The sequence below is a fragment of the Bradyrhizobium sp. CCGB20 genome, assembly GCF_024199855.1.
GTDB lineage: Bacteria > Pseudomonadota > Alphaproteobacteria > Rhizobiales > Xanthobacteraceae > Bradyrhizobium.
Window position 1 is genome coordinate 5,386,189 of the sequence record NZ_JANADN010000001.1, and the last position, 23,984, is coordinate 5,410,172.

At 62.3% G+C, this 23,984-nt stretch carries 30 protein-coding genes; 1 reads left to right on the forward strand and 29 read right to left on the reverse strand.

Features of this window, described 5'->3' with window-relative positions:
* Nucleotides 1-18: 18 nt before the first annotated feature.
* From NLM15_RS25025 to NLM15_RS25155, 29 genes are all read right to left on the reverse strand, one after another.
* On the reverse strand, nt 19-2,310 hold the full coding sequence (locus tag NLM15_RS25025; protein WP_254120110.1) for a hypothetical protein: 2,292 nt from the start codon (nt 2,308-2,310) through the stop codon (nt 19-21).
* Nucleotides 2,310-2,834 carry a hypothetical protein gene (locus NLM15_RS25030; protein WP_254120111.1) on the reverse strand — a complete coding sequence of 175 codons (525 nt, stop codon included), beginning with the start codon at nt 2,832-2,834 and terminating at the stop codon, nt 2,310-2,312. Before NLM15_RS25030 ends, NLM15_RS25025 begins: the two co-directional genes overlap by 1 nt.
* Nucleotides 2,835-2,866: 32 nt before the next feature.
* Nucleotides 2,867-3,337: a hypothetical protein gene (locus NLM15_RS25035; protein WP_254120112.1), complete on the reverse strand. Its 471-nt coding sequence runs from the start codon at nt 3,335-3,337 to the stop codon at nt 2,867-2,869.
* A complete protein-coding gene (locus NLM15_RS25040) occupies nt 3,337-5,721 on the reverse strand; it encodes a hypothetical protein (protein ID WP_254120113.1) in 2,385 nt (794 codons plus the stop codon). The genes NLM15_RS25035 and NLM15_RS25040 overlap by 1 nt, the downstream gene beginning before the upstream one ends.
* Nucleotides 5,722-6,312: a hypothetical protein gene (locus tag NLM15_RS25045; RefSeq protein ID WP_254120114.1), complete on the reverse strand. Its 591-nt coding sequence runs from the start codon at nt 6,310-6,312 to the stop codon at nt 5,722-5,724.
* 61 nt (nt 6,313-6,373) lie between these two features.
* Entirely contained in the window at nt 6,374-7,312 is a 939-nt protein-coding gene (locus tag NLM15_RS25050) for a P22 phage major capsid protein family protein (RefSeq protein ID WP_254120115.1), read from the reverse strand.
* A gap of 244 nt (nt 7,313-7,556) precedes the next feature.
* On the reverse strand, nt 7,557-7,838 hold the full coding sequence (locus NLM15_RS25055) for a hypothetical protein (RefSeq protein WP_254120116.1): 282 nt from the start codon (nt 7,836-7,838) through the stop codon (nt 7,557-7,559).
* Between the two features lie 334 nt (nt 7,839-8,172).
* The gene (locus NLM15_RS25060; RefSeq protein WP_254120117.1) at nt 8,173-8,901 is read right to left on the reverse strand and encodes a lysozyme; all 729 of its coding nucleotides are present in this window, start codon (nt 8,899-8,901) and stop codon (nt 8,173-8,175) included.
* Nucleotides 8,902-8,907: 6 nt separating this feature from the next.
* Entirely contained in the window at nt 8,908-9,762 is an 855-nt protein-coding gene (locus NLM15_RS25065) for a hypothetical protein (protein WP_254120118.1), read from the reverse strand.
* Between the two features lies 1 nt (nt 9,763).
* The gene (locus NLM15_RS25070) at nt 9,764-9,916 is read right to left on the reverse strand and encodes a hypothetical protein (protein WP_254120119.1); all 153 of its coding nucleotides are present in this window, start codon (nt 9,914-9,916) and stop codon (nt 9,764-9,766) included.
* Nucleotides 9,891-11,489, reverse strand: coding sequence for a portal protein (locus NLM15_RS25075; protein ID WP_256565487.1), 1,599 nt, complete (start codon nt 11,487-11,489; stop codon nt 9,891-9,893). Before NLM15_RS25075 ends, NLM15_RS25070 begins: the two co-directional genes overlap by 26 nt.
* Nucleotides 11,489-11,728 carry a hypothetical protein gene (locus NLM15_RS25080; protein WP_254120123.1) on the reverse strand — a complete coding sequence of 80 codons (240 nt, stop codon included), beginning with the start codon at nt 11,726-11,728 and terminating at the stop codon, nt 11,489-11,491. Before NLM15_RS25080 ends, NLM15_RS25075 begins: the two co-directional genes overlap by 1 nt.
* A gap of 462 nt (nt 11,729-12,190) precedes the next feature.
* Nucleotides 12,191-12,511 carry a hypothetical protein gene (locus NLM15_RS25085; protein ID WP_254120124.1) on the reverse strand — a complete coding sequence of 107 codons (321 nt, stop codon included), beginning with the start codon at nt 12,509-12,511 and terminating at the stop codon, nt 12,191-12,193.
* The gene (locus NLM15_RS25090; RefSeq protein ID WP_254120125.1) at nt 12,511-12,777 is read right to left on the reverse strand and encodes a DUF3310 domain-containing protein; all 267 of its coding nucleotides are present in this window, start codon (nt 12,775-12,777) and stop codon (nt 12,511-12,513) included. The genes NLM15_RS25085 and NLM15_RS25090 overlap by 1 nt, the downstream gene beginning before the upstream one ends.
* Nucleotides 12,774-12,977: a hypothetical protein gene (locus NLM15_RS25095; RefSeq protein ID WP_254120126.1), complete on the reverse strand. Its 204-nt coding sequence runs from the start codon at nt 12,975-12,977 to the stop codon at nt 12,774-12,776. The genes NLM15_RS25090 and NLM15_RS25095 overlap by 4 nt, the downstream gene beginning before the upstream one ends.
* 14 nt (nt 12,978-12,991) lie before the next feature.
* Nucleotides 12,992-13,786 carry a hypothetical protein gene (locus NLM15_RS25100; protein ID WP_254120127.1) on the reverse strand — a complete coding sequence of 265 codons (795 nt, stop codon included), beginning with the start codon at nt 13,784-13,786 and terminating at the stop codon, nt 12,992-12,994.
* Nucleotides 13,779-13,964, reverse strand: coding sequence for a hypothetical protein (locus NLM15_RS25105; RefSeq protein ID WP_254120128.1), 186 nt, complete (start codon nt 13,962-13,964; stop codon nt 13,779-13,781). Before NLM15_RS25105 ends, NLM15_RS25100 begins: the two co-directional genes overlap by 8 nt.
* Nucleotides 13,955-14,083 (reverse strand): hypothetical protein, encoded by a 129-nt coding sequence (locus NLM15_RS43545; protein ID WP_256565488.1) that lies wholly within the window; start codon nt 14,081-14,083, stop codon nt 13,955-13,957. Before NLM15_RS43545 ends, NLM15_RS25105 begins: the two co-directional genes overlap by 10 nt.
* A 3-nt stretch (nt 14,084-14,086) precedes the next feature.
* Nucleotides 14,087-14,449 carry a GIY-YIG nuclease family protein gene (locus tag NLM15_RS25110; RefSeq protein ID WP_254120129.1) on the reverse strand — a complete coding sequence of 121 codons (363 nt, stop codon included), beginning with the start codon at nt 14,447-14,449 and terminating at the stop codon, nt 14,087-14,089.
* 13 nt (nt 14,450-14,462) lie between these two features.
* On the reverse strand, nt 14,463-16,430 hold the full coding sequence (locus NLM15_RS25115) for a DNA polymerase (RefSeq protein WP_254120130.1): 1,968 nt from the start codon (nt 16,428-16,430) through the stop codon (nt 14,463-14,465).
* Between the two features lie 185 nt (nt 16,431-16,615).
* Nucleotides 16,616-18,307 carry a DnaB-like helicase C-terminal domain-containing protein gene (locus NLM15_RS25120; protein WP_254120131.1) on the reverse strand — a complete coding sequence of 564 codons (1,692 nt, stop codon included), beginning with the start codon at nt 18,305-18,307 and terminating at the stop codon, nt 16,616-16,618.
* A 111-nt stretch (nt 18,308-18,418) separates the two neighbouring features.
* Nucleotides 18,419-18,658 carry a helix-turn-helix domain-containing protein gene (locus NLM15_RS25125; RefSeq protein ID WP_254120132.1) on the reverse strand — a complete coding sequence of 80 codons (240 nt, stop codon included), beginning with the start codon at nt 18,656-18,658 and terminating at the stop codon, nt 18,419-18,421.
* A 72-nt stretch (nt 18,659-18,730) separates the two neighbouring features.
* The gene (locus tag NLM15_RS25130) at nt 18,731-19,183 is read right to left on the reverse strand and encodes an endodeoxyribonuclease (RefSeq protein ID WP_254120133.1); all 453 of its coding nucleotides are present in this window, start codon (nt 19,181-19,183) and stop codon (nt 18,731-18,733) included.
* On the reverse strand, nt 19,161-19,922 hold the full coding sequence (locus tag NLM15_RS25135) for a hypothetical protein (protein WP_254120134.1): 762 nt from the start codon (nt 19,920-19,922) through the stop codon (nt 19,161-19,163). The genes NLM15_RS25130 and NLM15_RS25135 overlap by 23 nt, the downstream gene beginning before the upstream one ends.
* Before the next feature lie 12 nt (nt 19,923-19,934).
* Nucleotides 19,935-20,060 (reverse strand): hypothetical protein, encoded by a 126-nt coding sequence (locus NLM15_RS43550; protein WP_256565491.1) that lies wholly within the window; start codon nt 20,058-20,060, stop codon nt 19,935-19,937.
* On the reverse strand, nt 20,053-20,322 hold the full coding sequence (locus NLM15_RS25140) for a hypothetical protein (protein WP_254120135.1): 270 nt from the start codon (nt 20,320-20,322) through the stop codon (nt 20,053-20,055). Before NLM15_RS25140 ends, NLM15_RS43550 begins: the two co-directional genes overlap by 8 nt.
* Complete coding sequence (locus NLM15_RS25145) at nt 20,303-20,440, reverse strand: hypothetical protein (RefSeq protein WP_254120136.1); 138 nt, start codon at nt 20,438-20,440, stop codon at nt 20,303-20,305. The genes NLM15_RS25140 and NLM15_RS25145 overlap by 20 nt, the downstream gene beginning before the upstream one ends.
* Nucleotides 20,441-20,584: 144 nt before the next feature.
* Nucleotides 20,585-20,758, reverse strand: a complete 174-nt coding sequence (locus NLM15_RS25150; RefSeq protein ID WP_254120137.1) for a hypothetical protein — start codon at nt 20,756-20,758, stop codon at nt 20,585-20,587.
* A gap of 85 nt (nt 20,759-20,843) precedes the next feature.
* Nucleotides 20,844-23,318, reverse strand: coding sequence for a DNA-directed RNA polymerase (locus NLM15_RS25155; RefSeq protein WP_254120138.1), 2,475 nt, complete (start codon nt 23,316-23,318; stop codon nt 20,844-20,846).
* On the opposite strand from NLM15_RS25155, the gene NLM15_RS25160 reads away from it, so the two are divergent.
* Nucleotides 23,317-23,730 carry a hypothetical protein gene (locus tag NLM15_RS25160; RefSeq protein ID WP_254120139.1) on the forward strand — a complete coding sequence of 138 codons (414 nt, stop codon included), beginning with the start codon at nt 23,317-23,319 and terminating at the stop codon, nt 23,728-23,730. The genes NLM15_RS25155 and NLM15_RS25160 overlap by 2 nt on opposite strands.
* Nucleotides 23,731-23,984: the final 254 nt, after the last annotated feature.

Below are 23,984 nucleotides of genomic sequence, written 5' to 3' on the forward strand. Positions count from 1 at the left end.
CCCTCGCCTGTTGAATGGTTACTTCTTGCGTCCGCCCGTGCGTGGGTTGCCGGGGTTCAGCAAGTTCTGGAAGAAGTCCTCGAATGCCTTCGGCGGGACTGCTTCGGTGATCGAGCGCGGCATCACCACTTGCGGTGAGAGCGCCGGTCCCGTCGTCATGCCCGGATCGCCGGGGCCGAGGGCCGCCTTCTCTGCTCGCTTGGCGGGCGAGAGTAAGCGGTCGGGTGTGGACCGCAGCGTGTCCTGCTCAGCCTTGATGGCCGACTGCTGGTTCTGCTGCTGGCCCTGCTGTATCTCTTCAGCCTTCGCTGCGTCCTTCTGCTTCTGCAAGCCGAGGAGCATGGGCATCGAGATCGTCGCAGGCACCGTGCGACCACTGGCGTCGCGGGCGTAGAGCGGCTTGCCGCCCTCCTGCGTCGCGTCGATGATCCTGAAGACACCACCGCCCATCGGTTCGATGGACAGGTCGGTCGCCTTCGAGACGTGGTTGGCGTCACCGTACTGCTTCGTGAAGTGCTCCAGAGCGCTCTCGATGTTGCCCTTGAACTGCGGCGGCGGGAGCCAGCCGGTGTCCGCAACAACGTGACCGTTGATGTAGACCGAGCGCTTCTGCACAGTATCGACAGCGGCCTTCACCGCGTCGTCCAGCGACATGCCGGGGATGCGGGTGTAGAGCGTCGCCACGTCGAGGACGCGCTTCTGCAACGCGCCGGAGTTCTTCGCGTCGCTGTTGACGAACGGCATGTAGCTCATGAAGCCACTGCCGAAGTCCATCGACTTCACCTTCGCCTCAACGTCCTTGGCCCGCTGTGCGCGGACGGCCAGATCGTTCTCGTTGTCCGGTGTGCGGATCGCCGAGGCCGCCATGTCGAGGGCCTCATCGGTGCTCTTGCCGAGCTGCGAGCGTGCAGCCGAGTAGACCTGATAGAAGTCCATCGTGTTGCCGTCCAAGCCCAGCGTGTTCTTCACGTAGGGATGGTTGGCGGTGTCCATCTCCATGAACTTCTCGCCAGCCGCCATCGCGGACTGCCGGGTGGCCGGGTTGGTCAGAGCCTGCGGGTTGGCGAATGCCTTGGGCGGGCCCGTGAGCATTTCCTTCCACGCCGGGTTGGCGATGTTGTTCGCGGTCAGGACAGACCACTCGCGCTGATACTGGAGGTCGGGGGTCTCTTGGCGCGAGGCCGCGAGCTGCTTGCTCCACGTCAGCCAGTCATTGACGGCCGACTGCTTGACCTTGTCCACGTTGATGGTGCGATCGCCGTTCGCGCGGTCGTAGGGGTTCTTGTAGGTGGCGTTGTTCATCGTCCACAGCGAACCGTCCTGTCGCTCCATGGCCGACTTCACATTGGCGACGGCCTGCGTCTCCATCGTGTCGTCGTACTTCTTCGTCAGCGTGGCGCGAGCCGTGTCCCTGATCTGCTGGATGTCCTGCGCGTAGCGCGGGTTCGCACCAAGGGCCGGTATCTTCTCGCCATCCTTGCCGACGCGATCAACGCCCAGCGCGTGCACCACCGCCTCAACCGAGTTGGGATCGGAGGCGCGATTGCGGAGCACGTTGATGAGCTGCTGGTCGAGCTGGTCGTTCTTCAGGAACTTGGCGTTGCCGAGATCGAGATAGACGCCACGGACCTTCTGCTGTGTGACCTCAGGGCTGTCGCCAGCCGTCGTGCCGAACATCTTGCTGAACTGGTCGTAGGCGACGCCTTCCTGCTTGCGCGTGAACGCGGCCGAGCGCTGCTCGAGCTGGGCCTTCATGAGCGCGTCACGTGCGCTCTCGATGCGCTGCTGGTAGCCCGCCATGCCAGCCTTGGACTGCTGGAAGGTCTGCGGCATGCCCTGCATGTCATCCTGCACGGCCTTCGTGATGAAGTCCTCGATGTTCGTTCCTGGCCCCTCAGCCGACAGGTCGATCTGACCCGTCTTGATCTGCTGCTGGATGCCGGAGACGAGGCGCTCGCCGTATGCCTGACCGGCGTTCTTCTCGACCATGGCGCGGGCGAACGGGTCGGCGAAGTTGGGCATGGTGCCGTTCTGCACCCGCTCGATTGCGTCGTCACGGGTCATGCCCATGATCATCTTGTTCGCGCGAGCGCCGTCGATCTCGGCCTGCTGCTTCTTCTGCGCCATAGCGGCGGCGGTGCCGAAGCTGGAGAGTGAGGTGTTGAAGGAGCTGAGCGCGTCAGCGAGGCGCGTCAGGTCGGTGTTGATCGGGGCCTGAGCGGCACCCGTGAAGGTGTCGCCCGGAAGTCCCGGAGGTTGGAGCGCAACCGGCCCCTCGATCTCGGGAGCCTGTACTCGTCCACGTGCCATTAGAATGCCATCTCCTGAGCTAGGCCGGTGCTGCCGACCTTGGCCATCTGGCCCATGCCGCTGGCGATGCCACCGACGATGCGAATAGCGGCGTCAGCGAACGAAGGCTCACTGGCCTGCCGCACGCTGTTGATCCGCTGCTCGGCCTGAGCGCGGGTGCTTTCCATCTGGGCCCGCATGTAGTCGCGGTCCATCTCGTAGTTCTGGTCGATGCTGTCCACGCGGCGACCCTCGCGACCGTAGTAGTCGTCGATGAGCGCATCCACGGACAGGCCGGTGACGCCGCTCTCGCCTGCCGCAGTCCATGCGGTGCCTCGCGCCTTCAGCGCTGAGATGTGGGTCTCCTCGACCTGTTGTGAGGCCGCGTTGCGCTTCTGGATGATCGCGTTCTGCTCGTTGGCATACTGGTTGACAGCAGCCATCTGCGCCGCGCGAGCATTCGCAGCGTAGTAGGCGTTCTGATCGTCAGCGGCCTTCTGCTGCGCGGCGTAGCCGACAACCGCAGAGCCGATGCTGCTGATCATGCCCAAGATCGGAGCGAGCGCTCCAAGGGCCATTACGCACATGTTTGTTTCATCCTTGCGAATTCGTAGAAGGGGACGCTGCGCGCACCCCATTGCTCGATCCTGCGAAGGAAGGAGAAGCCGAGCCACTTGAGCCAGCGATGATGTAGGGTGTTGCGAGCATCCACCATGTTGGTGATGATCGGGTATTGATCGTTGAGCGCCCAGACGAAGGGGCGGCTCTCGGTGAGGAACTCACGCTTGTGGTCGTTCACCACCCCGGTGGACATCATCCATACGATGCCGACTTCGGGGATTGGGGTTGGGTCCGCTCCGAACACGCCGACCGGGAGGCCGTCGTTGCGGTGGAATGTCCACACGTCTCGACGAGCCCCCACGGACTGAGGCAGGATCAACTCCGGCGGCATTGCCGTCGTAGCGTCGCACTCCATGCGATCAGCCTGCCTCAGGTTCGCGGCGATGAACGTCACGTCCTCAACGGTCGCGCGTTGCACATAGCCCACTAAAAGTCTCTTGCCTTCTCGTTGTGAACCCCGACCCATTCCGCGTTGATGAATGCCGAAGGCATCCAACTGTCCGACGTGAGTTCGATGTTCACCCTGTCGTTACGCGACATGAGAGGGATGTTCATCTTGCCCGTTCGGAGCGGGATGTGACCGAGGATGTTGTTGGCGTCGCCGAGGGTGCGTCCAGTGAAGTCGTAGGTGTACATGGAGCGACCTTCGGGGGTGACTTCGACACGGAAGTATGCCGAGTTGTTGTAGGCCAGTGTCATCTGCTTGAGCTGCAAGCGGCCGGACTGAACTGCGGTGGTGCCGCCGTTCGCCGACTGCTGCCGGAGGAAGAACCGCGAGAAGCGGTAGCGCCGCTCGTAAGGCTCGCCGAACCACACCTCCGCTTCCCTCGTGTCGCCCCTCAGTGCCACCTGAAGTCCATCCGTGCTGATCACAGCGACGGGCAGCTCGATGGCAGGAAGCGTGTTGCCTCCGGGGGACGTGACCGCCGTGATGTTCGCGGACGGCATGTAGGGCAGCGTGTAGACGGTGTAGTTGAACGCCGAGCTGTAGACCGGAGCCGGGAGCTTCTCGGTGTGGATGCGGCGGTCGAGGTGCACGAGGAAGCCGAGGCCCTCGTCGAACGCATTCGGCTGCATCCTGATCTTCTCAAGGTAGACACCGTCCTCGCGCTTGCAGACCACGTAGAGGTCGCTCTCGATGAACTCGATGTTGAGCAGCTCGGGGTTACCGGGGAGCGACCAGCGCTGCCACGCCGCCTGCAATCGCTGCCCGTCAGTGGAGACATAGTAGCGATAGAGGTACAGGCGGGTCGGGTCGCTGGAGCACAGCAGCGCGAGCAGGCTCTCGTTCGAGGTGCCAGCCATCTTGAACGCGCCCTTCGGCACATAGGCCGGGACGTGCGCCGTGATCTCCGAGGCCGCTGCGGTCTGCGAGGTCTTGTCGATGGTGTATTCCCAGAGGGACATGTAGTCCCCTCGCCGTGCAGCGAAGAAGATCGACTGGCCGATGCCCACGGGGCGCACCCTGCCGTCACAGACATACTCAGTCTGCGGCTTGATCGAGACCGTCTTCGGCGTGAGCAGATCGTTGCCACCGACCGAGAACTGCGTCTGCTCCGAGAAGAGCACGAGCTGGTCCTGATAGGGCACCGCATGCTTCAGCAGCGAGACCTTGACGTGCGATGCGCCAACGTCGATTGGATCGTCGTCGAGGATCGCGGTCGCGGTCGTGCGGTAGAAGTCGAAGAATGACCCGTTGCGCGACATGATCGAGTTCTCGCCCGACAGGAAGCCCAGCCGGTTGCGATGGAAGAACACGTCTTCGATGTAGTCGCCGATGAACGACGGGTCGGGATGCTCGATGCTGTCGCCCGCCTTGCGCGGGTCCCACTCGATCTCGTCGAAGGTGAACGTACCGTCCGCCTCAGAGATCAGAGCGTGCGGCATCGTGGCCGCCTTGATGTACAGCTTCTCGCCGGGCTTTGGGCATTCCTTCCAGACGCCGGGCCCGTCCGATCCCTTCTGGAACTGGACGTAGTAGTTGTCGCCCGCCGTGCCCTTGTCGCCCACGACCTCGACGACAAAGCCGTCAGGGCCGAACGACGGCAGATCGGAGAAGCGCTGCACGCGCCCCTTCGCTGCCTTCATGGCATTTCCGTTGTAGCCGTCCTGCACTTCGATGTTGAAGGCGGTGCCCAGCTCATGGAAGATGTGGATGGCGTTCTGGTAGCGGTTGGAGTGCCAGCCATTGGCGTTGAAGCCGTTGGCCGTCAGCGCAGCGTCGAGCTGACTGGCGATGTAGACCGTGTCGATGTACGCCGCCTCGGACGCTTGGTCGCCGTCCGGCGTCTCGTACTTGGCCGCGACGACACCGTTGATGTAGATCGCGTAGGTCTTGCCGTAGTTGCCCGCGAGCACGTTGACGAGCGCCTCAGGCTTCCTCAGTGGGAAGACCTCGGTGTCCATCGCGGTGGCCACGGTGGTGTTGGTGATGAAGGTGTAGTCCGCGACCGTGATGCCACGGAGCGTCGAGGCGTCTGCGCCGTCGATGTAGCCGAAGCCACGCGGATAGAAGACCTCACGCTCGACACCCTCGAAGTCGAACACACGCAGGATGCCATCTTCCGGGTCGAACACGACGAGATACTTCTCGTTGATGTCGCGGTTGATGATGTGCGTGAAGACCTTGGGCGGGAGCGTTTCGAGTATCTTCGCAATGTGCTCAGTCGGCGGGCGATCCTTCAGGCCCTCGACGATGGTCGAGTAGTAGTTGTCCTGGCTGTCGGCCTGCGTGGGCAGACGAAGCGCTGGGGCCTGCTGGGATACGCCGTTGACGAGGTTGGGGATAGAACCTGTAACGGGCTTGGTCATTTACCTGAAGCGTCCGTGGGCGATGCGCCGCACGGTCGTGGATTGGAGGACATTGCTCTCGGTGTTGTCGCACTCCTCTTGCAGGAGGATCGACCACGCCTTCAGCACGTCCATCTCGTTGATCTGGTGTGAGCCGCCATCGCCGATGGTGCGGTTCTCGAACTTGCGACCGGCCGCCTGCGAAATGTAGCGACGCGCGGTCTCCGGCAAATCCTCGAAGGGGTACAGGAAGACGATCTTCACAGCCACCTTCGTGCCGATCTTGTAGGTCTTGTTCGCGCGATCCCAGAGCTTGCCGCCGCGCGACACGTAATCGAGCTGCGGGTCCATCGGATCGACAGAGACGGTGTTCCGAGGGAGGATGATGTTGCCGTCGATGTCGGGCGACAGCATCAGGTCCTCTTCGGTGTTCCAGTCCCAGCCACGGGTCTGCACATCCCGGCTCTCGCGCCGGAGCATCTGCATGGCGATCTGTGCGTCAGCAACGCGCGATGCCTCGTCAAGGGAGGCCACCGGGCTCTCCGAGATCAGTGAGAGCATGTCGTTGATGGCCTCAAGCTCCGTCATAGGAGCGAGCGCAGTGGTATCCATTGTTGTCCTTCATGAAAAAAACCGAGGGCCCGATTGGGCCCCCGGCTGGAGTTGAAGGGGATTAGCCCTTGTAGAGTTCGACCGCGCACTCGGGGCGCAGCCAGTCGTGGCCGACCGCGTACTTGGCGACCATGAAGGTGCCCTGACGGCGGGGCTCGTACTGAGCGTCCATCGCGAGGTCCATCAGCTTGACCGTGCCAGCCGCCATCTTGTGGGAGATGAGGCCAACGGTCGTGCTGAAGTCAGCGCGATACTTGGTGTGGACGGCGGTGTTCGCGGTGTCGTTCGCGGACGGAACGTTGTTCGACTTCACGATCGGGAAGCCAGCGACAGTCTCCAGCGAACCCTTGCCGAGGTCGGCGCCGGTATCACCATAGAACTTGTTCACCAGCGTGGTGTCCTGAGCCATGATGTAGAACTGGGCCGGGCGGAAGAACGCGGTGCGGTCAGCAGCCGGGACGTTCTTTTCGTCCAGCTTCTGGGCAGCGGAGAAGATCGACGTGCGGAGCACATCCTTGTCCGTGTCCATGTTCACGTTCGAGATACGGGTGCCACCGGCGCGGCCAGCGAGCGGGTTGGAGGCGCGAGCCGCCAGAGCCATCACGCGGGCGACGTTCGTGTCGAACGCCTGCGCCAGCTCACGACCCAGCTCCTGCGAGTAGGGACCGCGAACGTCGTAGTGGTTCATCGCTTCGTCGATGTTGGCGATGAAGGTGTCGGCGATCAGAAGATCGTCGATTGCGATCACCTTCTCAGCGTGGTCGATGACGGTGCCATCGATCCACTGACCCGGCGTATGGTAACGGCTCGACGCCTTACCGATCAGCGGGAACTGAGCGGACTTGCCGCTGGTGATCGCACGGATGAAGTGCTTATCCGTGAAAAGCGTGGTGCGCTCGAACTCGGTGAGAACTTCACCCGAGAACACCTTGAGGAAGAGGGCCAGAGCGTCGCCCGTGTGGTTGACTTGGCCAGTGCGTGACACAACAGTGTCGGTCATTGTAGTCTCCAGTGTGGATTGAGGAATGGCCTCGAACCCGACAGCAGAGGACGCACAAGGTTATTCGCCTCGGTGCACCCGCAGGTGCTCCCAGAGGACGAGCCAAATGGTCTCGTGATGTACGATGGTCTTGGACCTGAACGCCGCCTAGATAGGACAGCACGTTCTTCTCACACTGGTAGGAGGACCCGCGCGTACCTTTCACCGGAATGGGACCGGGAGGGAGGCAGAGGCGCGAGCCATGTCAATTCTCGAACACCGCGCGTTGGGTGTCGTAGTAATTGATCAGTCGTTTGCCGCAGCCTTGCTTGGAGGCTTCGGACTTCTTCAGGTCACCGATCAGGCGGACGATGTCGCGCTTGGTCAGGGTGTCCTGCTTCGGCGCGGGGACGATGCTGTTGAAGCACGCCGCGATGTCGCCGGGGATGGGAGCAAGGCTGACGCCGTTACTTCCAGAGGTTACGCAGCCGCCGAGTGTCATTGCGATCAAGACAAACGGCAGCAGGAGTTTTGCTTTCAGCTTCACGAATTGCTTCTTCGAGTTGGGCGATCTTCGCAGCGTCAACCTGGGCCTTGCCTATGTCTGCCTTGGCGGCAGCGTCACGGGCTTCGATCTGGCGATGCAGACCGGCGACCTCAAGCTTTAGCGCCCTCGCCTCGCTGAACTCGCTGGACACTCTCCAACCGACACCGAAGCCGATGGTGAGCGCAACGAGGACAGCGATGATGGTGCTGCGAAGACCGAGGAGTTTCTGGAGCACGTCACTCGATCTCGTAATTGTCGGCGATCCCCTCCAAGACGCCTGCACAGGCGATGGCGAAGATGACGAGTGCCCATGCGACGAACAGGTGTTCGTACATCAGGCGTGGTTGTTGTGGCGATACCAGAGCCAGAGCGCGAGGCCAGCGACGGCAGAGGCCGCCACGATGGCGACGATCTTCCAGTCGATGCCTGCCATGAAGGACAGGACGGGCGCGGCAGAGGTAACGGTGGCGATTGTCTTCTCGACGGAGCCAGTCGGCGGGGCAGCGACATCCTGAGCCATCGGCTCTTCGTCGCTCTCATCACCGGCTTCCACAGGCTCACCCGTGGTGGCACCCTTGAGCATGCCGAGGTGCTTCGTGAGGGCCCACATGGCACCCTCGGCTTTGCGTCGGCGCACCAGACCGGCCAGCGTGACGCGGCCCTTCTTGGTCTTGGCGGTGACGTACTTCATCAGCTCGGTGGGGACGCAATCGTAGTCGCCCTTGTTGAGCTTGCGCAGCAGCGTACTCTTTTCGAGATTGTAGATGCCGCAGTTGTATGCGAAAGAAACGAGAGCGTCGAACTCGCTCTGTGTCAGCGGGACCTTGACGAGGCGCTTCACAGCGTTCTCGTATGGCACGATGGCGCGACGGAGGATGTCCTCTGCCTGCTCCTGCGTGATCTTCATCCCCTTCACGACACGGGGTTCGACACCATCCATGTTCGTGTGGCCGTAGCCAATCGTGAGGACCCCTGCCGGACAGTAATAGGCTGTCAGGAAGAGGCCCTCGAACGACCGGATGAGATTGAGGCCCGCCTTCGATGTGCGAAGGTGGTCGTTCATCTGTCCTTAGAAGTTGGAGCGCATCGCTCGCTGTTCGACGGACTTGCGGTAGACCGGGTCCTTCGCGTAGCGCGGGTCGCGCATGGCAGCAGTCATCTCGGCCGTGGAGCCGAAGCCTGCGCTGCTGTTGCTGACGGCGTTGTCGCCGTTGATCAGCTTGGGCTGTGAGCCGTTCGCCTTGACGAAGCGGGCCTTGAGACCATCGACTGCCAACGACATTGAGTTGAAGTCGCCGGAGCCCATCGCCTTGTTGTAGGCGCTGATCTCCTGATCGTTCAGGTTGGAGCCAGCCCACTGCATCATCGCAGCGTACTGGTCCTTGCCGCCAGCCACGTTGTGGACCTGCGTCTCGACGTTCTGGAGGCGGACCTTCTGGCCTTCGATGAAGTCATCGACCAGCGTCCGAGCGTCCTTGCCGAACTGCCCTTCGAGTGCCTTGGCGATAGCCGCACGGCCATCTTCAGACACATCGCGGGTGTTGTTGAACTCCTGCTGCCACGACGAAACGTCGAGGCCCGCATTCGTTACGGCTTCGTTTGCGGCTCGTTCAGCCTCGGTCTGCGAAGTCTGCGCTGCCCCTTCGGCAGGCTGTTCACTGGCACCGTCGCTGGGTTTGCGGAGTTTCGCGAGTTCCTGCTGGGTGCGGGTGAGTTCTGCTCGGGCTTCGTTGCTTGACTTGACGAAGTCTTCGACCGAGTTGAAGTTTTGCGGGAGCCACTCGGGGCGAGCGGGATTGGACCCGTCACCAGTTGCGGCGGGGTTCGTTGCTTGCGCATTGATGTCCTTGCTCGGGTCCGCAGCCGGGGCCGGAGCCTCAGCGCCGGTCGGAGCAGTCTGGAAAGAAACCGAAGCGGTGCTCAAATCAGAGCTCTTCGATCTTGTTGCCGAAGGTGTCGGTCGAGACGGTCTTCGGTTCTGCGATCACGTTGATTGCCGTGGCATCGACAGTGCCCTCCTCGATCTTCACCGAGGGGGCTTCTGCGACGACCTCAGCCTTGGGAGCTGCTTTGGTCATTGTTACCTTGCTGTTGAACTGCGCCCTTCACGACTTCCTTGCCCATGCCTCCGAGTTGCTGGAGGGCTTGCGGGCCGAGGTTCTGGACGAGCGCTTGGAGTTGTGCCATCTGCTCTTCCTGAGCGATGACGGTGTCGGGCTTCACGAGCCCACCTGTGTCGATGCCATAGGCGGCAGCGGCACGCTTGATGTACTCAGTCGGCTGGAGATACCGGAAGGCGATCTCGGGGCCGAGCGTCTGGACGATGTCCGCCGTGAATGCACGGAGGTTGCGGAGATCGATGCCACGGCCGATGGCGGCCATGCCGGTGGTGATCGTCGGCTTGACGACACCCTTGGGCATCTGCGGGACCTGACGGTTCTTCTCCATGCGGTCCTCGAAGAGGAGCACGACAGGGAGCTGAAACTCAGCCGAGAGGAGCGCGTACATGCCACCGAGGGCATCGTCGAGTTCCTGCGCCATGTACTTGATCTCCTCCGCAGTCACCCGCTCAGCCTGCCGCTGGACGGCGGTGTTGAGGAGGAATGCGTAGGCGAGGCGCTGTGCGATCTCCTGCGCTTGCTTCTGCGCGACACCGAGGTCGGCCTGCTTCTGCGCTTGGATCACGGTCACGTCTTCGGCGTTACCGACAGCAACGTCACCGTTCTTCGCCTTACTCACGACCTTCACCGAAGTGACGCCGTTGGGCTTGACGAGGAAGACGATACGGGCTGCTGCTGCCGAGCCTTCGACTAGCGTCTCGGACAAGCCTTCGAGGCTGTCCAGATCACCGAGGAACTCTTCCACGTAGGAACGGCCGTAGTCCTCACCGGGTTGCGTCGCGAGACGCAGGACGAGCCACGGACAGCGGTCTACGGGATACGAGCCCTCGGTGCCGTCAATCTTGACACCGCCGCTCTCTTGGTACACTTCCCAGCCACCTTCGCGGCGGATGATGTGCGTATAGAGTTCGGCGCTCTTGTCCTCCGAGGTGGCACCCCGCTTCTTCGCAGCTTCAGCCTTGATGGCATCGGCGACGACATCGGGGAGCACGGTCGGAGAGACCATCTCCTTCACGACGATCTCAAGGACATTGCCGGAGGCATCGCGCTTGACCACGAACTGGTCGAGACGGAAGCCACGGACGCGGCCCTGAGGTGGCACGTGAACGAGGAAGTTGCCGGACACGAGCAGGTGCTGCATCGCCGTGCTGGCGTTGAGGCGCATCTGCGCACCTTCCATCTCATCGAGCGTGGCGCGTTCGCGTGAGCTGAGCGCCTTCTCGACTTCGCCCCGCATGCCTTCCTTGCCAGTGAGTTTCTGGAGCAGGAAGTCGTCGAGGCTGTACTTGAAGAAGGTGGTGTTCGGCGGGAATAGGCTCAGCAGAAGTTTCGCTGAGAGGGTCCTGATGCCGCGAGCCCCAAGGGACTGGTAAGGCGTCGGCAGGGTCATGCCCGGCGTCAAGCCTTCGGGCGGCATCAGGTATGGGACGGTCAACGTCGCGCAGTCCCGAGCCCGCTGTAGGAACGGGAGGCGCAAGCTCTCAAGCTGTGCGTAGCGCGACTTCGCCGTGCCCTGTACGGGTTCGGCCATTAGGTCGGAATGTTCAGTCCGGTGCCGGACGATGGAACGCTGGTGCCACCCTTGCTGCGCTTGATGCGGAGCGAAGAGACGCCGCGATCAGTGGGGCTGCTATCGGTGGTCTTGTCGTCAACGGTCGTGGTGGTCGGTGCGTTGACAATCGCCGACTGGCCGTTGTTCGGGTTGCCCGCTTCCTGCGACGGGAGCGGAGTGGTTGCTGGCGCGGATGATCCGCCGCCGCCCATACACATGAGCGCTCCTTAGGTTGGGATGTTCAGTCCGCTCCCACCCCCAGGTGCCGAGGCGGTGCCGGAGGCACGCTTGCGCTGACGGGTGATGAGGAGCGATGACTGGGCTGAGGACAGTTCTGGCGAGGTGCCGTTGGTGTCCCCGCTCGGGGTTGTCGGGACGGCTGCGGAGCCTCCCGTTGTTGATGTGGGCGCAGCGCTGCTGCCACTCGGCAAAGCATCTCCGAAGAAAGCCCTCGGGTTTGCTTGGACCGCGCTCATCGCACGGCCGGTGACTGAGCCGCCCCCTCCTCCTCCTCCACTACACATCAGGTGGGGATGTTCAGGCCGCTTTCGCCGCCACTGGAGGATGCCGTGTTGCGCTTGATGAGGAGCGAGCTGCGACCGCGCCGGGAGTTCTCGACGTAGGTCTTCGCGTCCTTCGCATCAGTGTTGCTCTCGTTGTAGACGGGAGCGCTGGGGGTGTCAGCCGGAGGCGGCGGCGGTGGCGCCGGCGTCTGGGCTGGAGGTGGAGATGATCCGCCGCCTAAGCACATTGTTGTCTGTCTCGATCTGATCCTTGGCCCTGATCAGGTGCTCGATGACCTCGCGCCGTCCCCACGCGCGTTCGACCTCACTGTAGGCAGAACCGACAGGAGGAAGCGCATCGGGGAACACCGCGTTCAGGTAATTGATGATGTCGTCGGAGATGTCCGGAACCGGGACCTCGACGGGTTTCGTGGGGCTGTAGTGCAACCTAATTGGGGGAGAGGCCTCTTCGGCCCCTCCACGGTTGATCCGAGCCATTACAGCTCAACCTCACCTTTCAGTTCGTTGATACGCATCTCAGCGTAGCGACGGACCTTCTCCAGATCGGCGATCTCGCTCTCGACCGCGTCCAAGCCGTCGTAGGTCTTGAAGCCAGCGCGGCTCCCGTACTTGACGATGTTGCCCCGCCAGAACTCCATCTTGTTGCGCATGATGAAGGTGATGGGCTCGATGGCCCAGCGGGTGTAGTGGGCAGGCTTCACGACGATGTCGGAGGTTTTGGTGGTCTTGGGTTTGCGGCTCATTGGTCCTTGGTTGGGGTGGGATCGTCGATGTCGTAGGGACATCCGGGGCACCGCTGGATCACCGTGCGGTGGCAGCAGCGCGGGTCGAAGCCGGGGCGCGGGCTGAACGCCTCGCGGAGGTGACGGATGATGTCGGCCTGCATGATTGCAGCGCCTTGCCCCTGCCCGGCTGGGATGGTGCTGCGGGTCGTGGCGACCACGTCGAGCACCTTGGTTAGAAGTTTGGCGTCCAGAGGATCGCTTCCTTTCGCTTGAAGTCATAGTCGTAGTGTCGGAGCATGCGAGCGCAACGCGCTTGCACGAGGGCGTCCTCGATGGAGAACTTCTTCTTTAGGAACGCATCGACCACCGCAGGCCACATCTCGGCCAGCGTCGTCTTGCCCTTCAGTATCTTCTCGGCGTTCACCGGGCCGACACCTTTGCAGCCGGGATAGTTGTCAACCTGATCGCCGACGAGTGTCTGATACATGAACCAGTAGTCGCCCTGCTGTTCACTGACCATGCGCTTCAGATCCTTGTCGGGGTTGAAGTGGCGGCCGGGGATTTGCAGGAGGTCTTTGTCGATGGTGACGCAGACCTTCTTGCCGGGCATCAGCGTCGGGTGCGTCATCAGGATGCCGATCACGTCGTCGGCTTCGATGCCGTCCTTGATCTTCGTCGAATACACCTTGCGCATGTGCTCCTTCACGAACGGGAGCAGCACGGGCTTGGCCTTGGGATCGCGGTTGTTCTTGTAGTCCGCATAGACCTCCTTGCGGAAGTTGCGACCGCTGATCTCTTGCAGCGGCCCGGTGAGGCACACATGCACATCGACGGCAGACTTAGGCGACGCATCGGAGAGGTTCACGACGATGTTGTCGATCAGGCTCTCCACGTCACTCGCGGCTTGCTGGGGGTTGGTCTGAGCGGACACGATCCCGTCGCCGAGATCAATGTCCTCTTGGTTCACGCACGCTGCCTTGTAGGCGAAGATGTCTCCGTCGATGAGGACGACGAGCTTGTCAGTCACCCAGCAACTCTCGGAGACTGTCCGCAGCGAAGCGGTGCGCCTTGGCCGCGTCAGCCCAGCGGGCCGCTTCGTTGAAGTCGTGGCGGGCCAGGTATCGGGCAGCGTGCTGCGCCGCCTGCACCTTGGCCTTGTTGTGGAAGACGATCTTGGCCGTCACCTTCTCTCGCTTCAGCAGCATACGATCACCTGTTCTGCGTTGCACTTGGCGCACTTGCGTTCGAGGATGAACCAGTGCTCGTTGTTGTGGGTGGCCTGCCAGTCGTGCCAGCAGAACAGTTGCTTGAAGAACAGCTTCACTCGTCACCTTCGCTTTCGTCGGCCTCGGGCTGCGCGATCCCGTACTTGTTTCGGAGATCGTTTGACCACTCGCTTCGCTCTTGCTCGCTCATGCTTTCTCTTCTTTCTTCGGGAGATGCGACGCAGCATCGCGCTGGCGTCTTCTGGGTGGACGAAGAACCACTCGGTCTTGCCGACGCGGTGTCCTCGCAGTTGGTCGTGCAGATCGGCCTCGGCCGCCTTCCTGTTGTCGAAGAAGGCAGACGCGATGACCCGGTAGTCGCGGTAAGGCGAGCCCGTCTGATAGACCTTGACGCGGTCCTTCATGACGAGTGCCTTGCCGATCTTGCAGTGGGATGGCCAAGCAGGGTTGGTGATGATGTACACCCACCCTTCCGGGTCAGTGCGTTGCAGCCCAGCTCGTGCCGACATCAGCGTTGCCCTTGAGCGGGCACCTGAACTTGTAGAACTCGCCAGCCTGACGGATGCTCTCGCATGCCGCGTTGCTGACGTGCTCGGTGTGCTCCGGCTTCACGTCGAGCTGCCACTCGTCGTGGTAGTTCAACATGAACTCGTAGTCGTCGCCGGGGATCATCTTGTTTGCGGCCTCGATCCCCTGTGTGCCGATGACGGACGGCTTCACGCCGCACAGCTCGGTGTCGAGGATGATCGCCGCTTCCTTCATGACCACCGCGCCTGCCGACTGGAAGAGCGTGTTCAGGATCGCGTGCGCCGAGCGGACGCGCAGCTTGCGACCGTCGATGCCCTTGATGTAGCCGCACGCCTTGGCCTTGTTGGTCAGAGCCTCCACCAGCGTACCGAGGCCGGGGATGCCCTTCATGACCGCAGCGCGGGCCTTCTTGCCGACAGCTTCCTTCGCCTTCTTGCCGCCCTTGGCGCTGAGGATGTCACCCAGCTTGGGATCGAACGCTCCGTAGATCAGGGCGTAGAAGAAGGTCTTGGCCGTCTCGCGGTGGCAATTCCATTCAGCCAGCGCCGCAGCGGTGCGGCTGTGGTTGTCGGTGCCATCCTTCTTGTTGCCGTAGAGGAGCGACTGGGTGTACGCGCCGCCATCGTAGAAGCCCATGAAGTGGCCCATGACGCGGCCCTCCAAGCTGTCGGCGTCGCAGCCCACTTGCTTCTTCCCCTTGCTGGGGATGAACAGCTCGCGGCACTCCTTGCCGTACAGTTGCTTCTCGCCGGTCTTCTTGTCGATCTCGCCGGGCACGTTCACGACCACGCGGTGGGTCATGCGGCCGGTGACCGCGCCGTTGGTGATCACCTCGGGATGGATGCGCCCGTTCTTCACGTGCTTCATCCAAGCCTGCTTGCCGTTGGCGAGCGCACCGAGCCGCTTGTCGATGACGAAGAACTCCTTCAGCACTTCGGCCTCGGGTATCTTCAGCGTGCTCAGCACCTCATCGTCCACGGTTGGGACGCCGTCCTTGCCATAGGCAATCGGCTCCCAGCCCTTCTCCATCAGCCGCTCAGCGATCTGCTGGCGCGAGCCGGGATTGAACGGGACCACCTGTCGCTTGATGAAGGGCTCGCCTTTGACGTAGCCCATCTTCTTGTTGTTGACCTTCGGGATGAAGACGGTCTCGACGGTCTTGGGCGGGAAGGACTGCTGAAGCTGGTTCTCGAGCCGCTGCCGGTGTCCGACCAACGTGGCGTAGAACTGCACGGCGCGCTCCTCGTCGAAGCCAACGCCGTACTGCTCTTGCCGCGCGATCAGCCAAGCGATCTCGTGCTCCAGCTCAACGCAGTGCTCACCCCAATCGTCGAGCAGCTTCTTCTCGAAGAACTCCCGCAGCTTCGCAGTGACGGCAACGTCCTGCTCGCAGTAGTCCTGCATCGGCTTATTCCACGTGCCCCAGATGAAGCGCGTGATTTCAGCCTTGTCCTTGATGCCGAGCGCCTTGGCTTCGGCCTTGCGGGCGTCGCTGTAGTCGCCCTTCCATTCGCCCAGCCGGTAGCCCCAGCTTTCCAGCGAGTGCTTGCCGATCATGTGCTTCGGGAAGAGATGCGGCGTCCCCTTACGATCCATCTTCTTGGCGAAGGCGAAGTCGTCGTCCTTGATGTCCGCCTTGATGAGACGTGACAGGACTAGCGTGTCGCGCACGAGGCCACGTGGCTTAAACCACGGGTACACCTTCTTCAGCGCAGGGATGTCGAACTTGATGACGTTGTGGCCGCAGGCGAAGTCGGCATGCATCAACGCGCGGACACCTTCGTCAACCTTGGGGTAGTTCGGTTGGTTGGCGAAGGAGTGAACGGTGCCCTTGTCAATATCTCGGAGCACCAACGAGTGGATGACGGTCAGCTCCGGTAGGAGGCCGTCCGTCTCGCAGTCGAAGTCAGCCTTCAATGTGTCCTTACTTGTTGGGTTCTAACGCGAGCCTGAACTCGGCGAGCTTGAAGAACGGAACGGCGAAGCTGAATGCCAGCGTGCCGTCGCCGCGCTTCGCGCTGATGGTGGACACCTCGGTTCGATGGTCATGCTTGACCATGAGATCGAAGGGGCCGCCTGCAACGCGAAGCGGATGGATGTCGTCAGAAGTCAGTGTTGGGCTCCGGTCGGTTGAAGCCGTGGCTGTTGTCAGCTTCGGGCTCTGGGGGTTTGTCCATCGGGACGAGGCGTCCGACCTTGTCGTCGTAGCCGTAGTAGATGCACTCGCCGGTCGCTTGGCCGGTGTAGCGATCCTTGAGGCAGCGGAACGTGGTGACGCCGCGCACGGCGGGGTCGTCAGCCTGCTGGTCACGTTCGAGGCCGAACATGTAGTGAGACCAGAAGCCGATGGCGGATGAACCGTAGAAGTGCCGGATCATCACGCGCCCGCCTTCCTCGTGAGGCTTGCCCTCCTTCGGTCGGCTGAGATGCGAGATGAAGTGGATCACGATCCGCAGCTCTTTCGCGAGCGCGGCCATCTCCGACATGATGCGCTTCAGCGCGGCCAGATCATCGTCCTCCGCAGCGGCGAGCGCCGTGAGGTGGTCGAGATAGAACAGCCGCACACCTTCGCTGTGGGCGAGGAAGCGGATGGTGGACGCGATGATGGGCCAGTCGGTGGCACCGAAGTTGTCGTAAAAGAACACCTTGCCGCTGGCTTCGAGGGTGTCGAGCGTGGAGACCAGCTCCTCCTGCTTCCAGCCAGCCTTGGCGGCCGGGATGTGGAAGCGGTGCCCCGCGTACTTGCCAGCGAGACGCTTGCCGGTTTCGTCGGGCGGCTGCTCCAGAGCGAAGATGCCGATGGGTTCGTTGAGCTTCGTGATGTCGAAGCACATCTGCTCCGTGAACCAGTCGGTCTTGCCCACGCCAGTGCCCGCGCCGAATGCGTAGGTCTCGCCGAGGCGGCGGCCATACGTCAGCTCGGTCAGGCGTTCGTCCCACCACGGCAGGCCCTGCTCCGGTGGAGCGAGGATGCGGTCGCGGAGATCAGCCAGGGTGACGACACCGTCAGGCCGATAGGTCTTGGCCTGCCAGACAGCCGTGATGACTTCGTCGTCACGCCCCGCCACGTGCATGTCGCTGACATCCTTGAGCGGGAGCCGAGCGATCTTGCACTTGCCCGGCTTGAACAGCGTGGCGCACTCGGCCGCAGTGTCTTGGCCGGGATACCACGTTGTGCCGTCAGGCTTGGTGTGCAGCTCGTCGTTGTCGAACATCAGGACGACTTCGTCGAACTTGTCGAGCCACTTGAGCTGCTGCTGGATTTGCTTCTTCGCGCCCTTCACACCCTTGGTGATCGAGACGACAGGCCACTTGTGCTGCTGAATGGCAGAAAGGGTGATGGCGTCTACTTCGCCTTCCGTGATGACGACACGCTTGCCGCCGTCCTTCCACATGTGCTGCATGAAGAACGGATCGTCTTTGGTGTCGCCGAGGTAGCGGAAGTCCTTGTCGGGGAAGCGGACCTTCTGCGCGACCGTCTCGCCGGTTAGGGGGTCCTTGATTGCCGCGATCTGGACGGGGATGCCGTTCAGCTTCGAGACGGAGTAGCCGGTGCGTCGGCAGTCTTCTTCGGTTAGTTTGCGCTTCGACAGCGCGATATACTCTCCGGTGGGGATCAAGCCGGACACTCTCCTTTCAGGTGGGGTGTAGGTGCGTTCCTCACCTTCTGGCGGCTCGTAGTGCTCGCAGCCAAAGCAGTAAGCGTGGCCGTCGGAGTAACGAGCGAGGTTGTCGCGGGAGCCGCAGTTTGGGCACGGCTCCTTCGCGACGAATACGCTGTCGTCGTCACTCACCTAGCTGGCGAACAGCACGTTCGTATTCAGCTTGCCAGTAGGCGTCGAACAGCGTGGTGAGACCCGCGTCGAATAGATCGACAGACAGGTCCCACCACCAGAACCAAGGATTCAGAGGGAGACGCCCACGAAGTGGTAGCGGACGTAGCGCTGGCCGGTCGGGTCAACGCTGTGCTGCTTCGAGAACTTGAAGCCCATGTTCGTCAGATCGACGATGCGACGGCTGAGCGAGCGGATGCGATAGAGCGCCGCGGCTTCAACCGCAGTAATGGACGGGCGCTGCTGGAAGTGGTCGAGCAGCATGTCAACCTGCGGCTTCTCGCCGACGACGCGGAGGTCTTGCTTGTTCATGTGTGATGATCCTTAGAAGGTTACGATGCGAACCAGCCCACTGCGGTGCGCAGCAGGCCGGTGTTGTTGTGGTCACTTCGACTTGAGGACTGCCTTGTTGGCAGCGAGACGCTTCGGACATGCAGGCTCGTTGGCCCATGCCGTTGGGATCAGCAGCTTCGCGTACTGGAAGCCGAGCTGGTCACACCACATCGCGTATGTGGTCTTGGACTTCTTCCCGATCTTGGTGTTCGGGTTCGAGAAGACGAAGCGGATGTCGAGGCCGGGATGGCACTGCTGGATCAGCTTGTGCTTCTTCCGGTCCTCGGTGACGAACCGCCCCTTGGTCTCGATGATGATCCCGTTGGGGAGCACGAAGTCGGGGGTGTACGTGGCGACCCGAGCGGGCACCTCGTAGTTCAGTTTGTACTGCTCGTACTGAGCGGGGAGTTCGAGCGCGTCGAGCTGCGCAGCGACCTTTTCTTCAAGACCGCTGCGGTAGCCTTCGACGAGAGCGCGAACCTTAGAAGTCCGGGTTGCTCTCACCACCCGCCGTGCTGGTGTCGTCGGTCGAGGTCTGATCGTCCTGGCCCTCGCCGTCATTCGACGCCTGAGCCTGCGACGGATCGTACTCGTAACCCTCCTCCTCCTCGCCGAAGCCGTAGGAGTTGGCGTCACGCTGACCTTCGCTGACGAGCTGGAGAACGCGAGCAGCCTGAAGCCGCAGCGTCAGACCAGCAGCGCCGGTCGCCGGGATGAAGTAGCCGGGCAGACCTTCCTTGTTGAGGCCGACCTCGAACGCAACGCGCCCGATGGTGCCACCCCAGATCGACGGAGCGGGCTGCATCTGATTGCCCTTGGCGTCGAAGATCGCCGGACGACGGAACCACTTCTTGCCCGCCTTCGGGCCCGACTTGTAGACGCCGCTGTACTGCATGGCGAACTTGAACTCGACCTTGCCGGTCGGCTCCTCGGTCTCTTCGTCATACAGCTCCGTGTAGAGCGGATTGACGGTGACCTTCTCCAGCTTCTTGCGAGTGGCGACGGGGAGTGACTTGAACTCTTCCTGAGCCCGCTTGATCGCCTCGTCGTGCATCGGCTGCCACTTCGCAATGAACGCCTGCACTTCCTTGTCGGACAGATCGCCGACCAGCTTCACGGAGAACTCGCCGTTCTCCTTCGGGTATTCCTTGGTGCCGTAGTCGGGGTCGTTCAGCTTGGGCCACTTGTAGATGCCCTTGAACGAGGTGCCCTTCGGGGACTGCGGTCGCTTGGTGTTTGCCATTCAGTGTTGTCCTTAGTGCGCGTAACGCGCTTCGAGCCGGGCCACGTCGTAGCCTTCGGCGATCAGTTTGGTTTCGAGGATGAGGGAGATGCGGCGACCCATGCGCCACTGAGCGATTGCGAGGTCGAGGTTACGCACGGGCGATCTCGTACTTGACGTAGTCGCGCAGCGCCTTGAACTCCGCGATGTTCTCTTCGTCCGTCAGCATATTGGTGGTGACGGTGAACAGGTCCTGAGCAGGGACGCGAAGATGCTCGGAGAGCGATAGGAAAGCAGCGCACAGAGCGAGGGGCTGAATGTGCTGCGGGTGGAGCTGCATCCTGTCGAGGATGTCGATGCTGGCGCGAGCGGTGCGCTCTGCGTCGGCGTTGTTGAGCTGGTCACGATTGAGCTTTGGCACTGAGTTCTCGAATGTCCTTGAGAGCTGCACGGATGGTGAAGAATGCAGTGACGCCGCTGCCGATCAGGAGACCGACGAGCAGCGCAACGATGTGGGTGAGGACGGGATCGGGCGTCATGCCTTGCCTCGCATCACGAGGAGGATGACCCAGAGGCCCCTTGCGAACTGGCGCATCAGTTGATGAGCCACAGGAAAAGCAGAAAGCACCCCAAGCCGGGGTGCCCTGCGAAGATGCACAGAAGTCCGATGAGGATCAGGAACATCAGTGCGCCTTCCGGTAGACCTTGCGCACCGAGGACATGAAGGCCCCGTACCAACGCTTGCGGTCTGGGGTGGTCATGGCGCGGAAGTCGAACCGCGTACCGTCAGCGAGGGTGGCATCCCAAGATGCAGCGCCCATGCGGATGATCAGGGAATGTTTGGAGGAAGCTTTCATAGGGACCTTTCAGTGGAAACTTCAGTGGGAACGTTCGGGGGCTGTAGTGCAACCTAATCGTAGATCGTCTATGTTTGGAAGGTGACTAGGCAAAGAAGAACGTGCTGTCGAGCACCTGACGGATGTCCAGTGTTCCGCGCAGTGGGAGCTGGGGACACTCTGCCCTCACCTCCTCCGGCTGGCTGAGGACGAACTCGGCGAGCACGTCATGCTCTTCATACATGTCCACGAAGGCGTGCCTGATGCAGGCCGCGAGCATGTCCATGTCGGCGGCCACCGTGCCGTAGCTGTCGTGGATCATGGCGAACGTGGTGATGCCGTTGTCGAGCGCTAGGTTGATGGTCAGCATCATGGCCGCTGCGTCCATCGAGTGGACGAAGTTGGGTGACACCGAGTTGCGCTGCTTCGCCTTGTCCAGCTTGTCGGTCTCTTCTGATAGGGAGAGATAGACCAGCGAGCCTTGCAGCCGGGTCTTCACCCGACGCGCCTTGCGATCCATGTAACATTGGTAGGCCGGGAAGCCTGACGGGGCAGTCCACGAGATCGCCTGCCCCTTCGCGGTTGCTGCCGAGGCGCACTTCTGGAGCCAGTCCATCGCGTCCCGAGCGGCCACGACAACATCACCAATGCTGTCCCAGACGAAGCGGGCGAGCGCCGTGGATGCCTTGGGCAGCTCATCGCCGAACGGGTTCTCCTTGCCGCCTGCGATCTTCTCGTCAACGGCATCACGGACGTAGCCCATGCAGCTCTTGAACTTGCCGCCGTAGGGCAGCACCATCACGGGCCGCTTGGTGATCTTGCGGTCGATGCCGAAGTCGATCCACCCGCGCGACTGCCAGTTGTCCTGATCCTCCCGCAGCTTCTCCAGCACCCGGTCAGCCACGCGCTGATAGATGTCGGACGGCCGGTCGCCGGGCACGAGGTTGACGGCAGCGCCACCGACCGGGTCGCGGAGCATGGCACTGAAGTGTTGCAGGCCGTTGCACGTGCCGTCGCTGCTCAAAGGCAGGCAGGACACGAAGCCGTAGCCCTCGGCGAGGAAGTCGGCGTACTCGAAGCACCACGCGAGGAAGCGCCACGGTTCGTCCGCATCGGCCCACCAGAGGTCACCGAACGGGTTCTCGGCGGTGTACTTGATCTGCTCCTCGCGCTCCTCCACCCACGCGATGCGCTCGTCGAGGCTGGCCTTGTCGAAGCCGAAGCGGTTGGCCCCGTCGATGGCGAGCCAGCCCGCTGCACGGGCGTCGTTGATCGGCTTGCCCTGCCCTGCGGTCAGGAGGGCCTTCGCATGATCGTTGCCCTGTGGATTGAGCGCCACCGGCACCGCATAGGCGCGGCCCCGGAAGTCGAGCTGGTGCGGGAAGTAGATCGCCTCCTCGCCTGCCAGCTCTTGCGCCGTCTTGATGATCACGCTGATGCCGAGCCGCTTGCCGCGCGACGAGGCATTGCCCTCGTGCACCGCACGGGCCTCCTTCATGTACAGCCGCTTGGCCTCGGGATCGACGTTGGCCCATGCCTCCTCAGAGGTCTCGGCGATGCGGTGGCCGACCGGCTTGTTCGGCAGCTCGCGGTCCTCGCGGTTCGGCATCGCGATCTCCAGCCCGCGCTCCCACACCTCGGTCATCACGTCGAGGACGCGGGTGTTGATCTTCCACGGGGTGCGCTGGATCGCGTTGAGAGCCCGCAGCGTGGGGCCCAGGTCGGCCCGTGCCAGCAGCTCGGCGTGCGCCTTGGTGCAGCCCTTGACCAGCGAGAGGGCCTTGAACGAGGGCGACAGGTAGCCGCCCCCAGTCGTGCCTTCCCAGTCCTTCGGTGGGACCACCATCGGGGCGTAGGCAGGCGTCAGCAGCTCGGCTCGGAGGTTGCGATCCTCCATCCACTTCGCGACCACTTCGGTGGGACGGAGGATGTTCAGCTCCTTGGTCTTCGAGCTGGACTGGCGGATGGTGACCATCTCGCAGAAGCCGGTGCTCTCGATCAGCAGCTCGATCATCTTCATGCCGAGGTGCAGCTTCTCGGTCTTGGTCAGCGTCGGCAGCTCGATGTCGTTCTGGTTGGCCGTGAAGACGAACACCTTGCGCACGTGCCCGGCCTGCGCCCCGCGCTCCTTCAGGCGGCGCATCATGGTGGCGTAGAGGTCCGGCTGCTGATCGTCGAACGACTGCATGCGTAGCTCCTCCTCGACCATGGAGCCGATGGCGATGGCGGCAGACGTGACGGAGGTGCTGTCAACGGCGGCGTGGATCGCCTCGCGCACCGTGAGGTAGGCGAGCACGTCGGCCGGGAGCAGCTCCATCGTGCCGAGGGCGCTGTGGCGGCGACCCGCCTTGCCCGCCTTGGCGGCTGCGATGGCGTCTGCGATGGCCTTGGAGAGCGGCGCGACGGCCCGCTTCATCAGCGCCACCCCGCCCGGCGTGTCAGCCCCGAGGCCCTTCTGCTTGGCCTTCTCGACCAGCTTGCGGACCTTTGCCGCGCCCTTTTCGGCCGCCTGCTTTTCGAGCTGGTGCTCGCGCTCCATCACGGCGGCGCTGGTCGTCGAGCAGTCGGAGGTGACGTTCATGGGCTTCCTTTCGCATGGCTGGTATGTGTTCATCGCGCCACCACCGGGCGGCTGCGATTTCGTCGGGGGTCATGGAGCGGGCGATGGACGCTCCGCTGCCACTGGTCAGGTCGCCTTCGGTGACCCGCTGGCGATACCAGTCGGGGAGCCGGGCGTAGATGCGGAGCAGGAACTGACACTGTTGGTCGTACTGCTCGTCGCTGAGTGGTGCGTTGGCCTCGACCTCGTAGAGGTAACAGGACCAGAGATGCAGCTTGCACTGCCAGTCGTCGATCTCGGCTTCAGTCATAGTCACCTACATATCGTAGATAATTATGATTTGGCAAGTGTCTATTCGTGGCAGTGCAGATTGTCACCTCGAATTGTCACCAAAGGGCGTTGTCACCGCAATCCCCTTCCAATCGTAGAGTGACAGCGCAAAAGAAAAGCCCAGCAAATTCTGGGCTTATCTCAAGGAGTTGCGAGAAGATCGACTATCGTAGAATGACTGGAGGTAGGACCTAAATCCGGCGCGTCTACCAGTTCCGCCACGCCCGCGTGAATTTGCATCAAGACCGGCCGCGATGCCGCGGGCGGCCGGGCTTATAGCATGTGCCTGACTGTTCGCAGCAAAAAAATGGCCGGTTGGAGGCACACTTCAAGTAGGCACGATGGCTGGACTTATCC

Coding starts and splice junctions, on each gene's coding strand:
- NLM15_RS25155 (WP_254120138.1), bottom strand. CDS start 23,318: ATGAACGTCACCTCCGACTGCTCGACGACCAGCGCCGCCGTGATGGAG.
- NLM15_RS25075 (WP_256565487.1), bottom strand. CDS start 11,489: ATGGCCGAACCCGTACAGGGCACGGCGAAGTCGCGCTACGCACAGCTT.
- NLM15_RS25025 (WP_254120110.1), bottom strand. CDS start 2,310: ATGGCACGTGGACGAGTACAGGCTCCCGAGATCGAGGGGCCGGTTGCG.
- NLM15_RS25135 (WP_254120134.1), bottom strand. CDS start 19,922: ATGGCAAACACCAAGCGACCGCAGTCCCCGAAGGGCACCTCGTTCAAG.
- NLM15_RS25060 (WP_254120117.1), bottom strand. CDS start 8,901: ATGAACGACCACCTTCGCACATCGAAGGCGGGCCTCAATCTCATCCGG.
- NLM15_RS25045 (WP_254120114.1), bottom strand. CDS start 6,312: ATGGATACCACTGCGCTCGCTCCTATGACGGAGCTTGAGGCCATCAAC.
- NLM15_RS25080 (WP_254120123.1), bottom strand. CDS start 11,728: ATGTGTATGGGCGGCGGCGGATCATCCGCGCCAGCAACCACTCCGCTC.
- NLM15_RS25160 (WP_254120139.1), top strand. CDS start 23,317: ATGGGCTTCCTTTCGCATGGCTGGTATGTGTTCATCGCGCCACCACCG.
- NLM15_RS25125 (WP_254120132.1), bottom strand. CDS start 18,658: ATGAACAAGCAAGACCTCCGCGTCGTCGGCGAGAAGCCGCAGGTTGAC.
- NLM15_RS25145 (WP_254120136.1), bottom strand. CDS start 20,440: ATGACGCCCGATCCCGTCCTCACCCACATCGTTGCGCTGCTCGTCGGT.
- NLM15_RS25150 (WP_254120137.1), bottom strand. CDS start 20,758: ATGAAAGCTTCCTCCAAACATTCCCTGATCATCCGCATGGGCGCTGCA.
- NLM15_RS25085 (WP_254120124.1), bottom strand. CDS start 12,511: ATGGCTCGGATCAACCGTGGAGGGGCCGAAGAGGCCTCTCCCCCAATT.
- NLM15_RS25040 (WP_254120113.1), bottom strand. CDS start 5,721: ATGACCAAGCCCGTTACAGGTTCTATCCCCAACCTCGTCAACGGCGTA.
- NLM15_RS25105 (WP_254120128.1), bottom strand. CDS start 13,964: ATGCTGCTGAAGCGAGAGAAGGTGACGGCCAAGATCGTCTTCCACAAC.
- NLM15_RS25090 (WP_254120125.1), bottom strand. CDS start 12,777: ATGAGCCGCAAACCCAAGACCACCAAAACCTCCGACATCGTCGTGAAG.
- NLM15_RS25070 (WP_254120119.1), bottom strand. CDS start 9,916: ATGACCAAAGCAGCTCCCAAGGCTGAGGTCGTCGCAGAAGCCCCCTCG.
- NLM15_RS25050 (WP_254120115.1), bottom strand. CDS start 7,312: ATGACCGACACTGTTGTGTCACGCACTGGCCAAGTCAACCACACGGGC.
- NLM15_RS25030 (WP_254120111.1), bottom strand. CDS start 2,834: ATGATCAGCAGCATCGGCTCTGCGGTTGTCGGCTACGCCGCGCAGCAG.